The sequence below is a fragment of the Muricoccus vinaceus genome (genome assembly GCF_042433125.1).
Classification (GTDB): Bacteria; Pseudomonadota; Alphaproteobacteria; order Acetobacterales; family Acetobacteraceae; genus Roseomonas; species Roseomonas vinacea.
This window is the reverse complement of record NZ_JBHLVZ010000094.1, coordinates 13562-27204: the sequence shown is the minus strand read 5'-3', so window position 1 is coordinate 27204 and position 13643 is coordinate 13562. Positions and strand designations below refer to the sequence as shown.

At 66.2% G+C, this 13643-nt stretch carries 14 protein-coding genes; all 14 read right to left on the bottom strand.

All coding sequences use genetic code 11. The annotated features are described in order from the left end of the window. Positions 1-4: 4 nt before the first annotated feature. The gene (locus tag ACFFIC_RS26865) at positions 5-949 is read right to left on the bottom strand and encodes a hypothetical protein (RefSeq protein ID WP_377056240.1); all 945 of its coding nucleotides are present in this window, start codon (positions 947-949) and stop codon (positions 5-7) included. A 59-nt stretch (positions 950-1008) separates the two neighbouring features. Beyond that, the gene (traF, locus tag ACFFIC_RS26860) at positions 1009-1533 is read right to left on the bottom strand and encodes a conjugative transfer signal peptidase TraF (RefSeq protein WP_377056238.1); all 525 of its coding nucleotides are present in this window, start codon (positions 1531-1533) and stop codon (positions 1009-1011) included. After that, entirely contained in the window at positions 1530-3368 is a 1839-nt protein-coding gene (locus ACFFIC_RS26855; protein WP_377056236.1) for a type IV secretory system conjugative DNA transfer family protein, read from the bottom strand. Before ACFFIC_RS26855 ends, traF begins: the two co-directional genes overlap by 4 nt. Next, positions 3365-4615: a TrbI/VirB10 family protein gene (locus tag ACFFIC_RS26850; RefSeq protein ID WP_377056234.1), complete on the bottom strand. Its 1251-nt coding sequence runs from the start codon at positions 4613-4615 to the stop codon at positions 3365-3367. The genes ACFFIC_RS26855 and ACFFIC_RS26850 overlap by 4 nt, the downstream gene beginning before the upstream one ends. Continuing rightward, entirely contained in the window at positions 4612-5022 is a 411-nt protein-coding gene (locus tag ACFFIC_RS26845) for a hypothetical protein (protein WP_377056232.1), read from the bottom strand. The genes ACFFIC_RS26850 and ACFFIC_RS26845 overlap by 4 nt, the downstream gene beginning before the upstream one ends. Beyond that, positions 5019-6071 (bottom strand): TrbG/VirB9 family P-type conjugative transfer protein, encoded by a 1053-nt coding sequence (locus ACFFIC_RS26840; protein WP_377056230.1) that lies wholly within the window; start codon positions 6069-6071, stop codon positions 5019-5021. Before ACFFIC_RS26840 ends, ACFFIC_RS26845 begins: the two co-directional genes overlap by 4 nt. Then, a complete protein-coding gene (locus tag ACFFIC_RS26835) occupies positions 6071-6799 on the bottom strand; it encodes a type IV secretion system protein (RefSeq protein WP_377056228.1) in 729 nt (242 codons plus the stop codon). The genes ACFFIC_RS26840 and ACFFIC_RS26835 overlap by 1 nt, the downstream gene beginning before the upstream one ends. A 225-nt stretch (positions 6800-7024) precedes the next feature. After that, entirely contained in the window at positions 7025-8377 is a 1353-nt protein-coding gene (locus ACFFIC_RS26830; protein ID WP_377056226.1) for a type IV secretion system protein, read from the bottom strand. A 2-nt stretch (positions 8378-8379) separates the two neighbouring features. Beyond that, on the bottom strand, positions 8380-8595 hold the full coding sequence (locus ACFFIC_RS26825; RefSeq protein ID WP_377056224.1) for a hypothetical protein: 216 nt from the start codon (positions 8593-8595) through the stop codon (positions 8380-8382). After that, positions 8595-9377 carry a P-type conjugative transfer protein TrbJ gene (trbJ, locus tag ACFFIC_RS26820; protein WP_377056222.1) on the bottom strand — a complete coding sequence of 261 codons (783 nt, stop codon included), beginning with the start codon at positions 9375-9377 and terminating at the stop codon, positions 8595-8597. The genes ACFFIC_RS26825 and trbJ overlap by 1 nt, the downstream gene beginning before the upstream one ends. Beyond that, positions 9355-11736: a VirB4 family type IV secretion/conjugal transfer ATPase gene (locus ACFFIC_RS26815; protein WP_377056220.1), complete on the bottom strand. Its 2382-nt coding sequence runs from the start codon at positions 11734-11736 to the stop codon at positions 9355-9357. Before ACFFIC_RS26815 ends, trbJ begins: the two co-directional genes overlap by 23 nt. Positions 11737-11825: 89 nt before the next feature. After that, positions 11826-12272 carry a VirB3 family type IV secretion system protein gene (locus ACFFIC_RS26810; RefSeq protein ID WP_377056218.1) on the bottom strand — a complete coding sequence of 149 codons (447 nt, stop codon included), beginning with the start codon at positions 12270-12272 and terminating at the stop codon, positions 11826-11828. A gap of 1 nt (position 12273) precedes the next feature. Continuing rightward, on the bottom strand, positions 12274-12612 hold the full coding sequence (locus ACFFIC_RS26805) for a hypothetical protein (RefSeq protein WP_377056216.1): 339 nt from the start codon (positions 12610-12612) through the stop codon (positions 12274-12276). Then, complete coding sequence (locus tag ACFFIC_RS26800; RefSeq protein WP_377056214.1) at positions 12609-13622, bottom strand: ATPase, T2SS/T4P/T4SS family; 1014 nt, start codon at positions 13620-13622, stop codon at positions 12609-12611. The genes ACFFIC_RS26805 and ACFFIC_RS26800 overlap by 4 nt, the downstream gene beginning before the upstream one ends. Positions 13623-13643 lie beyond the last annotated feature (21 nt).

Genomic DNA, 13643 nt, shown 5'->3' with positions numbered 1-13643 from the left:
TCCCTCAGTAGCCCAGGTCGTTGTCTTGGTCGGGGCCGCTCCTCCAGGCCTCTTGCTCCGCCTCTCGCGCCGCCGCCGCCCGGTGCCACGCCTTCACCTCCTCGGGGTCCGCACCGCCAAGCTTGCCAGCTGCCGCAAGCTCGTCGATGACGCTCTCCAGATTGGCCTGATCGGTACGCGTCGATGCTGCGATAGACCCGAGGTTGTCGTAAAATAGGTCGTTGGCCGGCATCTCTTTCCACCGCTCCAACTCTGCCATCTCGCGCTCCTCCCGGTGCCAAGCCTTCAGCTGCTCCACTGCGGTTTCCCCGAGTGCCCCAATGCCGGCGAGCTCATCAATGATCCGCTCCGTTTCCGGCAGCTCGATCTCTCCGATCGCGCTCGACATGGTCTCGCGATGGACCCGTGTGTGTTCGCCGACGTCGTCATCCTGCTCTGCGCCCAGAACGGACACGTCGATCAGATGCCGTGCGAGGCCATCCCTCGCCTGCGTGGCCGGCCCCTGAGGGGCGTTCCAATCGGTGATGACCGCGGCCAGGCGGTGCGCTTCGGCGAACTGCCGTAGGCGGGCGGCCGTGCTGTAGTTATCCCAGCCCGCTTCCACCGAGGCTTCCGCATCCAGCTCGTTCGCTCGGCCGAGCTTTTCGTCGGTGCTGAGAGTCTTGGGGACATGCTGTGTCAGGCGCTCAAGGGCGCGCGCGACGACACGGTCCAGCGTGGGGCACTCGCCGAGATTCGGCACCACAGTCGGTGGCTCGGGCGGCTCGGTGTCAAACAGGTCGAGGTCAGCGAAGGGTGGAAACTCCTCGCCCTCAAGCTCGACCGACACGTCCTGCGAGGGGTCAACCCGCGGCTCCGTCTGAATGCCGGATACGGTCTGCCCTGTGAGGCTGCTATCGGGAGCCGCCGCATTGGGTGGCATTCCGACCTGTGGCATTTCGTTGGTCATGTGAACGCCTCGGAGATAGTTGAGAGCATCTTTGAGCCGGCCCATGTCGATCCTCCCTGTCACTCGACGGTCCAGAGCGGTGTCGCTGTCCGCAGGACGCTGGAGCGCGGAACGGCGCCGTAATACCGGCTGTCGAACGACCGCCGTTCGTAGCCAGACAGCAGCCACACATCGCCCGGCTGCACGGCGTATCGGCCGGGTGCGAGAGGTTCCAACGGTCGTCCCTGGCTATCCTGAGTGAGCCCGCGAGGCACGACGGGAATGCCGTTCACCCGCACGCCGTCCTCGCCGATCTCCACCACGTCGCCGGGAATTGCGGCGACGGGCTTGAGGAGCGGCATCATCCCGTCGCCGCAAAGGCCATGGCCGAGATAGCCTCGGTCATATGCAAACACGGCCACATCGTGCGGCAGGCAGAACTCGACCACATCGCCACGCTGCAGTTCGGCGGGAGCCTCCGCAAGGCTCCAGAGGCCGCGAGGCAGCGATGGTGTGAGGTTGGGCCGCACGCCTGCGGCAAGCGCGCCGCACCACCCTGCGAGCAGAGCGGCGCAGGTCACCGGAAGCCAACGCCAGGACTTCATGCCGGAATCCTCCGTGTCACCGCTGGTGCTGGTGACGGCGGTGGGATGGACGCGCGATGCAGGAACACGGGATCGAAGAAGTAGAGAGCCTGCGTCGCCAGCACCGGCTTGCTGCCGCCAATCTTGATGAGCAGCTGGCCGGGCTCGAGGATCCGGCCCTCCTGATCCTTCTTCGGCTTCGGCAGACGGGAGATTTCGTCCGCCGTGAGCAGCGAGCGCGAGACCGTCGAATAGTGCATCGAGTAGCCACGCTTCGCCTCGCCGACGGTGCCGGAGGTCGATACGTCCTCAGTGACGATCGTCGTCCTTCCCAGCCAAGACTCGATCCACTCTGCGGTCTTGGTATTGTTCGGCGGGTAAGCGAGCATGACATGGCAGTGGCCGGTGACGGGCTCGTCCTGTCCGTACTCGCGCACGATCTGCTGGTAATCCTGCACAATGAGCATCGTGCGAAACCCCGCGCCCGACAGCCGCGCCATGTCGTCCAGAAACGCGTCCATCCGCTTGGCCTCGGCGAACTCGTCCCACAGCAGCTTGCAACGGAATTTGTGGGCCTTGCTGGTAGCCCCCGTGAATTCGCCCTCGAGCACCCGCTTGGTGAGCATCGACATGAAGAGCCTGAGCAGGGGGCGCATCCGCTGGGAGTGGGCCTCCCTCGGAATCACGTAGAGAGCCACGGGCCGGTCCCCGTCCATGATGTCCGCCAGGCGGAAATCCGAGCGGCACGTGTTCTGTGCCACCACCGGATCCCGAAACAGGCGCAGCATCCGGGTGCACGTCGACAGGACGCTGGCACGCTCCCGATCCGCCCGGCCGAGCTGGTCTGCTCCGCCCTGGGCGATGCCTGCATGTCGGCTGCCACCCGGGCCGCACGTGTTGTCCACCATGGCTTGGTAGAGGGCCTGCGGCGGCCGGTTAGGGTCCGACATGGCGTCCCGCACGGCGCCGAAACTGGCCCATTGATTCCGAGCGCGAGCCTCGTACAGACAGAACAGGGACAGGCTGACCAGGAAGTCCGCCGCGACTGGGGGAAAATGATCCCGGGGGTTGTCCAGCCCCTCGCCCTGAGGATCCGCGACAATCTCGATGATGCCGGCAACGTCCGCAAACTCGTGGTGCGTTCCCAGCCGGACCTCGCGGAGCGGATTCCAGCGCACGGCGCCGCTGCCGGAGGGCGCCATCATGTCCCACTTGAGGACGCGGTTGCCCTCGGCGTGGCGCCATCCGGCGGTCTTCTCGTAGACGTCGCCGCGAATGTCGTAGGTGATGACGCTCTCGTCGGCCTGCGAGAGGACGTTCATAATCACAGGGCCCTGCGTCTTGCCCCCTCGGGTCGGGCACGACACAAGGATGGGCTCCGGCCCCTCGTGGCGCAGATACGATCCATCCTCGGCAATGCCGAGATAGAGTCCTCGGTGCGGAGCATCGGGCACCGCAGGCAGCAGCCCGGCAGAGACCACTTCCGCGCGGTCCGCGAACTTCGCCGTTCCGTGCACACCCTCGTGCCGCTTGGGCCGCGACCGGCGCTGGGTGAGCCACGCGCCTGCTAGGGCGGGCGCCAGACAGACAGCCCCAAACAGGACGCTGTCCAGCAGCTCGAAGGTCGGCGCAGCGCCCGGCCAGCCTTTGCTGCGCCAGATCAGCCACTCCCAGGGCGCGTAGAGCCCGCGCACGTTCCACCCGAGCGCTTCGTGGTAGTGCAGTCGGGATGCGACCCACTGTGTGATCCCGGCATTCACGGCAACGACCGGTAGACCGACGTTGAGCAGCGCCCAGCGCAAGCGGCGTGGCGCCGGCTTGGCCTCAGCGCCAACAGTGGGGGTCCAGTCGCTCACTGGATCGCCGCCCCGGGAGCATTCCCGCAAAAGCCCAGGCCGGGCTGCCAGGGGCTGTCGAACGCGATGCTGCGGGTCAGCTGCAGCGTGCCACGGAACCCAGCGCGAACGGTGAATGTCGGGCCGGGGTCGGTCAGATTGCCCCCGACCGCATTGCCGCCCTGCATCGCCATCTGCGAGGCAATCGCCTGCCCTGGCCCGTAGCCCGCGCCGCCTCCTGCTAGGCCGGCGAGGGACGGGGCGGAACCGCCAATGCCGCGGATCAGCGCGTTGAACAGGCGCCGCCCGGTGTGCCGGGATACTTCGTCCGCCATGCCTGCGGTGCCGGCGCCGTCGCCGGCCGGCATGGAACCGATCGGCATTTCCTCGCCGCCAGGGCAGTACGGATTACCCGTCGGCGGGTAGGTGATGGAGACGATCGAAACCTTCATTCTCTCGTCGTTCGGCCCGGTGCCGTCCTCGTAGACACCGATGAGCCGCGCGCCGTCCGGCACCAGAATGTGGTTTCCGCTTGCGTAGTCCGTGACGTGGCCCTTGACCGTGGCCGAAAACTGCCCGGCCGCGCCGGTGGAAACGTCCTGATCGAGCTGGAACCGAATCACGCTGACGGCCCGCTTCAACTCGTAGGGGCTTTGGGCAGGAATCGGCGCCGTCATGGCGTAGAGCGTCGCGGCACTTGCCGGCCCCTGGTCGAGCGTCCCTGGGCGCGGCTGTGCCGCCACTCCACCGGCGGCGGCTGCACCCACGCCACTGCCACCAGCGCTTGCCTGCGTGGCCTGCTGCGGGGCCATGCTCGCGCCCATGGCCTCCATGGCGGAACGCCGGCGCTGATCCCGCATCTCGGCCAGCTGCGTGTAGTACTGCTGCCACGCCTGCAGCCGTGCCTGCTCGTGCACGTCGGGCTGGCGCTGTGTCGCGCCCGTGTTGGCGCTTGTATTGGTGCTGCGCGGGGTTTCGCTCGGTGTCGATACCCGGTCGGGCTCCGGCGTGCGCGCCGCTGCCCGGATGAGGGAAGGATCTTCGCCTGTCAGGAAGTCTCCAGCCGGCGCCGCACCGCCAAGGTCCGACGGCGGCGCACTGCTCGCGACCTGCTGCTGGCTGGCCACACCCACCAGAACCCAGGCGAGGACGCCCAGAGCGACGGTGCAGCTTCCTCCTGCGATGACCAGAGGCAGCTTGCCGAGGCGTCGCGGTTGCGGGCGGCCCGGGACATTGGCGATCCTCTGCGGATCGAGGGAACCGCTCATAGCGCGCCTCCCAGCGTCACGCTGTAAGGACCCGCCGGCGCCAGGCTGCCGTCCCTCGTGCGGGTGTAGGCACGGGCGCCCCGCGCGCCGTCGAGGACGACACGGACAAGCGCTCCGCCCAGCCGCACATCGATCTGATAGGAGAGGTGACGCTGCCCGTTCGGGGCGACGGTGATGCCAGCAGCGCGCACCGCGCGCTCCACCTGATCGGCAATCTGGCTATCTCCCGGCGGCGCCTGGATAGCCACGCTGCCCTCGCCACCCTGCAGGGTGACGAACCCGGCCACGCCCTGCGCGAGGACGGGCGCATCTCCCGCGCCCAGATCCGGGTTGATGTAGCTGGGCGGCAACGAAGCGCAGGCGCCCAGGCTGAGCGCCAGAGCGAGGGTCAGATTGCGCACGGTCATGCTCCTTTCCGCCGAATGCCGACGGCGACCTGATTGCTGCCGACGCCGACCACGAGATCGGCCCGCGTCAGCACTGCATCGACTTCCATTCGCCGCCCGATCACGCGGGCCGTCGTGAGCTGCTGGCCACCGTCGCTGCCCAGCACAACCAGCGTCGGCTCGACGCCGCCGCCGCTGGCCGGGAACTCGATGCACGTCTTGGTGCCTGCAGGCCCGGCTACGACGTAGGCCTGCAGTGGTGCCCAATCTCGTGCAGCCCGGGGCACGTCGATATCGAAGGCGCTGGACGGGATGATGGGCTGGCCATCGCAGGCGGACCTGCCACCAGCGCCGCCGGTCATCCCGGCGGCGTATGCCTGCGCCTGAAACTGGCGCCACTGCTGCGCCTGGGCGTAGGCCGGGTTGCCCAGCTTGAGAAACGGCATGTAATTGCGCTGCGTGCTGACGAGCCGCAGGCTGATAGTCCGCTGGGACGTGGTCAGGACGAAATTAGAGTCCAGGCCGGCGTCCGCCGGCTTGAACGCGATGTGCATCGTCCGCCGGCCGCCATCCATCCCGTTTCGGACCACCGCTTGCCAGCGGGGATCGCCAATGACGGGGGTGTCGATCGGGCTCTCACCCGGCTCGAGGGCGACGTCGCAGACCTTGAGAGGCGCGCAGACGAGTGTCGGCTCACAGGCCCCGTGCACGACCTGCAGGACACCGTCGGCGCCCATTGATGTGCCACAGGACCGCAGCCGCCAGCGGGTCGCCAAGTTGAGCGCACTGGCATCGCGTCGCGACAGGGGGGCGGACGGCGACATGGTCGGCAGCGTCGGCGGCATGTTCGCAGGAACTGGCGCCGCAGCTGTTGCGCCAGTCGGAGCCACCGCACCTCCAGCCGAAGCGGTCGACAGACCACCCGGCCCAGCACCCGCCATGCCGGGCGGCATGCCTGGAGGCACACCGGGCGGCATCCCGGGCGGCATCGAGCCGATCGGCGGCACCTGCTGCGCAACGGCGGGCAGGCTGATGGCTGCGGCGGTTGCCGCCAGGAGGAGGGCGCGCATCACCGGGTTGCCTCGGTCACGCGCGACCGCTGCGCCGTCGCGTTCTGGACGCTCTCCCACCGGAACGCCTCGACGTAAATGCCGTGCGGGTTGCGCCGCAGCTCGTCAGCCGTGGTCGGCGTCTTGACAATGAAAGAGACTTCCATGCGCCAGTCGGTGACGCCTGCGAGAGTGCCGTCGCGGCCGCGGCTCACTTCTCGCCACTCCAGCCGCCACGTGTTGGAGTTCGCGTCGCCGCCCGTGGGGAATGCAGTCTGACGATCCAGCTTCACGGTCTTGGAGCGCGCCGCCTCGTCGGGCTTGTTGGCCTCGTGATAGGCCCGCAGCATCGATTCAGCTTGGCTGCCGACCCGCGTCATCGCGTAGGTGCGCCACGCCTGCCGACGCAGAAAGTCGAGATCCACGCTGACCTCGCGGGCTCCGCGCGCCCACGCGTTCAGATCCTCGGCGATGTCCTCCAGAGCGGGCCTGCCCGTCGGGGTGTCGACGCTGCGGACCGCGAGCACGTCCGACCTGCACATTTCGGCCAGTAGCGGCGCCGGTCCGGGTACGACGATGCGGTACGCCATCATGCTGGCGCCGAGTGCGGCCAGCCCGACGCCGCCGCAGAGCATCATGAAGCCGCGCCGCTTATCGACGCGGGCATCCTCCATGTACGAATCGTGTTCCGCCATTCCCGCCCGGTTCGGCTCACCGGCTGGAATGGGATCTCCGTCCACTCGCTTCATGTGTTTGCATCCTGCGAAGCCGTGTCCCGCCCAGGAATCCACCGTTTTTGGCGGGATCACCGAAGGGCGGCGCGCAGGAACCTGCATAAACGGAATGACGAACTATCGAAAGGACGAAAAGACGGAAACTTGATTTTTCGTCTACACGAGAAAGAGAGCGGCGGTGCTCCCCCTGAGGATTGCCCCGCCGCTCGCTACGACCCCAGATCTGTTCGACGATGTGCGTCAGGCTGCGGCCCGATTGGCGCCCTTCTCAGCCGCCTCAGCCGCCGCACGGATGTCAGCGGCGTCCTCCCGCATCGCCGCAGCCATACGGTGCCCCAGGTGCCCGTGGGTGGCTCCGTAGTCGCCCGCCAGGCGCTTGCCGACGTCAGACGCAGCGGCCGCGCCCAGGTTCCGAGCGGCAAGCGCCGCGACACGAAGCGGGCTTGCGCCGCCGGCACTTCCGCCCGATCCACCGGAGCCGGAGCCGGAGCCGGAGCCGGAGCCGGAGGCGCTTGCGCCGGACGCTCCGCTTCCACCCGCGCTGCCAGAACCGCCCGAGCTAGCAGCCCCGCTCGCGCCAGCCACACCGCCGCCGGCACCCACACCCAGCTGTGTCTTAGCCAAGCTGGTGGCAGCTCCAATCGCGGCACCGGTACCGGTCATCGCCGCCGCCGTATTTGCCGCGGCACTGGCCGCACCACCCAGCAGGCGCGACGTCGGGCTGGCGTAATTGCCGGCGGTGTTCGCCCCGGTAATTAGGGCATTCGCCATGGCAGGAAGGGTCTTGGCCAAGCGCAGCATGATGAACGGTCCGATGATCACGGGAATAATCACCCTGATATCGAGGTTTCCGGCGCTCGCCTGGGCGATCCACCGGCGCATGAGAGTCTCGCCCAAGCCAACGATGGTCGTCAGGACGAACCGCTCGGCCCCGATTGCCATCGCAAGCCGGATCTGACCGATAGCAATGTCGCGGGTGTAAGAGTTCCCCCCGAACCCCATCAGCAGCGATGACCAGGCCGCAAAAACGTAGCCTTTGATGGTGACTTCAACGATCGCGCAGGTCAGTTCCGCAAACACGTAGAGCATCACCAAACCCGCGATGAGGAGTACGACGAACTTTTTGGGCGAGGTCCAATCCATCGCATCCCAGATCGTCACGACCATGTTCGACCCAAGGGCAATCACGTCGCCTGGCGAGAGGTTCTGCGAACCGCCCATCCCGCCTGCTGCCGTGTTGCCGGCATTCGTCCACCAGGTGACGATTCCCCGCGCCATGTCGGGCCCAGAGTTCACCAGAAAAACGAACAGACCAATCATGATCCCCTGTTTGACCATGATGCTGAGCAGATCCTGCAGTCCGCCGCCCTCCATGGCTTTGAAGCCAAGTGCGAACGAAAGCTCGATCGTGACGAGCCCGGCCAACAGGGCGAGCCCCATCGTCCGCAGTGGCCCCTCCATGCCGCGCACCTGCTGACCGAACGTCTGCGGGATCGAATTGACAGTCGCGGCCGCACTCTGTGCGAGTGCCGGACTGACGTAGAGGGCGGCTGCTACCAGCGCGAGGCCGGTGATCGTCCAGGTGCGCTGCATGGTCAGAACCTCGGGTTTCCGGTTTCGGGTTCGGGCACCCACCGCATGAAATCGGCATCGGCCTGTGCGGCGCGTGCCCTGGCCGCCAGGTCCTGGACGGACAATTCTGCCCGGCACTCGGTCACACCAACCGCCTTACCGACGTGGAACGCAAAGTTCGGTTGTGCGGCCAGCGCTACGGCCAGGCGCGCAACCACGACCCATGGCTCGATCATCATCAAAACCTCGGATTGCCGGTGTCGGGCTCGCGTGCCCACTGGAAGAAGAGCGCATCGCCAGCCATTCCGCGGTCCTGCCGCTGTTGCTGGGCGTAAATCCAGTTTGCGTGCATCTGCGTCTCGGCCATCATGAGCTCGCGGGTGCGATGCAGCTCATTCACCATCGCGCCGCCCATCTCAGTGTTGGCCTGCAGCGCTTGCAGGGCGCCTTGTGAACCGGCCGATTGTGTCCGGATACGGTCCACGACGGCCTGATCGGAAATCATTTGGCTCCGCATCAATCCCATGCCGGCAAGCGTACTGGAGAGATTGTCGCGGGATTCCGTGCTCCACTGAGAGAATGCGGACGCCTGGTTCCCCAGGTTCCCGAGATAGTAGCCATAGCCCCGCAGCTGATTGCTGACCGTGCCGGCGCTTGCAACGAGCTGCTGCCCGCGTTGAAACAGGCTCTGCGTTGCCTGGAAATTACCGTTGATGTTGTTCCAGACCTGCTCCGGCAGGCGGGTCATATTGGTCACTTGGTTCCGGAGCATTTCGGCCTGCTGCACGCGCATGGTGATCGTGTTGGTAACCTGCTCCACCTGCTGGACGTAGCTCTGCAGCTGCGTGAGCTTGTCCGCGCAGAACGGGCACTCGACGATCCATTGTGCCTGCGCTGGCTGGATGCGGAGCGGCGCACCGGGCACCGGGCCCAGGAGTACGGCGCCAGCGGCACAGGCGGTCACCGCCTGCCGGATGGCACGCCCAGCGCGGGAGGCTTCACCGCGGAATGCGAGGGCCATGCTTGATCCCCTTCGATGCGAGAAACGGAGCAATCCACTCAGCACCGTGCTGCTCGCGTAGAACGGTGACGCGGCCCACCTCCTCCTCGCTCGTCGTGCCGGCGAACGCGAGCATGAGAGGACCAAAGCCGAAATCGACGGCGCGGCTTCCCTCGGGAGACACGGCGTAGTATTCGCGCGCCTTCTGCAGCTGCGCGATGATCTGGCGCTGCCGCGCATTGAGCCCGAAGTTCGCGTAGAACTCGGCCGGCCCCTTCTCATCGCCATCCGCGCCCTGCTCGGCCGCCGGGTTCGCCCCGAACACGAGTGACGGGACGTTTTCGAGGATGATCGACAGCAGTTCCGGGGGCATATCGGCCAGATTCTGGGTCGCAATGCCGATCGCCACGTTTTTGGACCGCTTTGTTTTCCACCGGCGCCGAAGCCGCGGGCGCCAGAGCGGGTGAGACAGTGCGGCCCAGCTCTCGTCGATGGTCTCGAGGATCGGGCGCCCGTCCTGGATGCGGTCGAACCTCGCCTCAAGGCACATCAGCGACGGCAGGAGGAGCTTGTCGCCGGCCGCCATCAGGTCCGTGACATCGAACGCGTCCCAGTGCGTCTCGGTCCCGGCCTCGTCGGACTCCTCGCCGTCGAACAGCGCCCCAGCCGGACCATCCCACGAATAGTAGCGCAGTGCCTCCGACACCTCGTTGTCATGGCAGAGCAGGATGGCATGCGTGATGCTGCGATCCCGCTCCGTGGCCAACATCTCCAGCAGGTGGTGGATGACGTCGGTCGATTGGTGCGAGCTGGGTGGCCTGTTGTGCTGCAGGTGGAAAACAGCCTCCACCCACTCCTGAGCCATCAGACGATCGCGCGGTGACTCCAGATGCTGGAACGGGTAAAAAGCGGGTCCGCCCTCGCTGCCGAGCTCATAATAGGAGCCGCCCGCCGCGAGGCATGCGGCCTTCATCCCGCGCTTGTAGTCGATCGACCGGATCGCGGCCCGCGGATACCGCAGGAACTGAAGGCAGGTGGCATTGAGCAATGTGGTTTTGCCGCTACCTGGCGGGCCGAAAAAGGCGAAGTTGCCGTTGTCGCCGACGTGCACGTTGAACCGGAACGGCGTGCTGCCGACGGTCTTAGCGTGCATCAACGGAGGCGAATTCGGCGGATACAGCGGGTTCGGGTTCACCGTGTGGCCGGTCCAGATGCCAGAGGACGGCGCCAGGTCAGCCAGATTGAACGTATGCAGCATGGGCTTCCTCACGTTGTTCGTGATGTTGCCCGGCAATGTCCCGAGGAAGGCATCGGGAGCATTGTCCGTCTCGGTGCGAGGGACGAACCCGCTGGCATAGATCGCGCGCTCGGCGGCCTCCCGCATTTCATTCAGAACGCCGAGATCCCGATGCCTCAACACGAGCGATCCATTGTAATAGCCGTGCTTGACCAAATTGCCCTTAGACAGCGCGAGGGAGGTCACGCAGGCCGCGTGCATATCAACCGCGTCCTGGTCCGGCGCCCCGCCGCCAAGGCCGAAGATGGTCGCGAAGAAAGGGGACATCCGCTGGCGCCAAAACTTGCGCTTGTCCTCAAGAATCTTCTGAGCCTCAACCTCGTCGAACGGGATCCACCTCTGGGTGAATCGGTAGGGAATGCCCAGAACCGTCAGCGCGTCGGTAATCCCCGGGAAGCTCTCACCGGGGAACCCGTCGATGGTGACACAGCACACGTACTCGTTGTTGACGACCGGCGTATGCCCTGGGGTGAAATCCGCGGCCAAAAGCCCCGGCAGCGACATTCCCGCTTTGGGAAGGTTGATCTGCGCCGGCCGTCCGGAGAGGCAGTAATACAGGTAATTCACCAGCTCATCCCGGCGCACCGGATCCCCGGTGTACGGGTCTGCCACGTCATAGGATGCCATCCGGCGGAGCCGGAGAGCGCGACCAGCGGCGCTCTCAAATCGGTCGAGCATGCGAGCAAACGTCGCCTCGGCAGCCGCCTGCGGGCCAACCGCCATTCCATCACCGCTATACATGATCTGGCCAAGATTGTTGGCCAGTGCCGCGGGCGACTGGTACGCGACGACGATCACGCGCTCGTTTTCGTAGTGCGCACCCTCGGCCGAGAACTGCTGACGCCGCTCCTCCTCGATCATGCGGCTCACCGGGTCGGGAAAGTGCGACCGCCCTGCCGCCGGGTAGGAGGCAGCGGGCACCACCGCCACATCCGTCCACAGCGCAGTGCCCGTCCCGAAATTCAGTAGTCCCTGGTTGAGAGCGTGGGACGTCTGCTCCCGCTCCTCGGGCGTGGCCGAGGCCGCATCGGGAGGCGCGGCATAATATCCTGCCAGCAGCAGCCCGCGCTTGCTGGCGACCACCCCTGAGTGCGGCAACGTCTGCCACGGACACAGAGAACTCGTCGCGGGCCCGTTCGCCCGGTGGGATGCGATGTGCATGTGATGCCCCGTTAGGTTGGCCGAGCAGCCTTGCGCGCGAGCGGGATGCCGATGAGCGTGAGGACGCCCAAGCCGAAAATCATGACGCTGCCGAACAGCCAGCCTGCCGCTAGCAGGATGATGGCAGCCGTTCCGATCCAGCCCGCTGCGGACCCGCGCTGGCCCGCCTCAGGCTCGACGAGGTGGGCGGGTGTGCGTGCCGAATAGGAGGTACGGAACCCGAGATTGGCCAGGTAGACGCGGGTTAGCTGCGGATCGGCCTTTCCCATCCGCCGCACCGTCGGCAGGCCCACGCCAAAGCAGAGCGCGGCCATGACGGCGGCGGGGATCGACCAGAACCACCACCCAACCATGCCGAAGAGAATGCCGGATGTGACGACGACGCCTAGCGGCATTTTCTCACACCCGGCCACTCGTTCCGGCCGCACGAGCGCTTGGTTGATCGTGCGCGCCGCCATCTCAGAGCACCGCGGCCGTCATGCCAAACAGGCTGGCGAACGTGACGATTCCGCCCAGCATGCCGATGACGATGCCGGCCCGCCCAGCCAGTGTGAGCAGCATGGAAAGCTGGCCGTTGTTGATATACTCTGTGAAACCGCCCACGCAGCCCAAAATGATGAAGACAAAAGCCAATCCGCCTTTGGCTTCGTTGCTCAGCTGATTCATCCCGCTCGACCACGGCATGCCGGCGCTGGACGTGGCCCAGGCGTCACCCGGCGCGAGCGCGATCGCTGCGATGAGCGCGCCCATTGCCGCATAGCGCCCCAGGTGCAGCATCCTTTGCGTGCGATAGGTCATGTCAATGCGTCCTTTCCCGTGATGTATTCATTTCCGTCCCAGCCAAGGACCTCCCCGATGTAGCTGACGATGCGCCCGGCTGGATTCGCATCGGTGCGGCTGATGCAGACCACGAGATCGACGACCTCGCCGATCATGGCCTGCAGTCGGAGAGGGGTAGTGGTGGCCGCCAGGGCAGCCGCCTGCTCCAGCCGCAGCAGCGCAGCGCGCGGCGACGGCCGGGAGGTTTTGCTGTGGATCGTGCAGAACCCTCCGTCATGGCCCGTGTTCCACGCGTAGAGCATTTCGAGCGCCTCAGGCCCGCGCACCTCGCCCACCATGATCCTTGTGGGGTAGGCCCGCAGTAGATCCTGCAAAGCGCGCTGCGCCTGATAGGTGTCGCTGACCCGCAGGAACTCCTGGTCCGCAATCGTGCATTGCAGCTCACGTGTCCGCTCAACGCCACAAACGCGATCGTCCGGCGTCAGGCGCGCGACGCCCTCCAGGAGCGCGTTCATGAACGTCGTTTTGCCGGTGCCAGTGCCGCCGCAGATGAGGACGTTCTTGCGGTCTGCGATAGCAGCCTCAAAAAGCTCCAACTGCGGTGCGGTGATCACGCCCTGTTTGAGGTAGTCCTGCAGCGTGTAAATGCGCGATGCGGCTTTGCGGATGATGATCGCCGGAGCGCGCGTGGCTGGCGGCAGAAACGCCTGCACCCGTAGCTCGACATCATTGATCACCAGCTCAGCCGCGAGGCTTGGATTTTCCTTGGCAACGTGCTCGCCGGCAGACTTGGCGATCGCGTAGATGAGCTTCTCGGCGTCGAGAGAGTGAAGGACACCCGCAAGCCGCTTGCCCCGCCCGGTCTCCGTGACGAAAACCTTGCCAGCCGAACTGCAGACAATATCCGTCACGCCTTCCTGGGCGATCAGGCCGCCGATCAACTCGCCGAAGAGGTTGCGCAGCATCATCGCCCGCCGACGGGCGACAATCTCCCGCGGGGTTTCTGCCATCTTGAGGGCCGCCGACATCAGGCAGCCCCGTCAGGGATC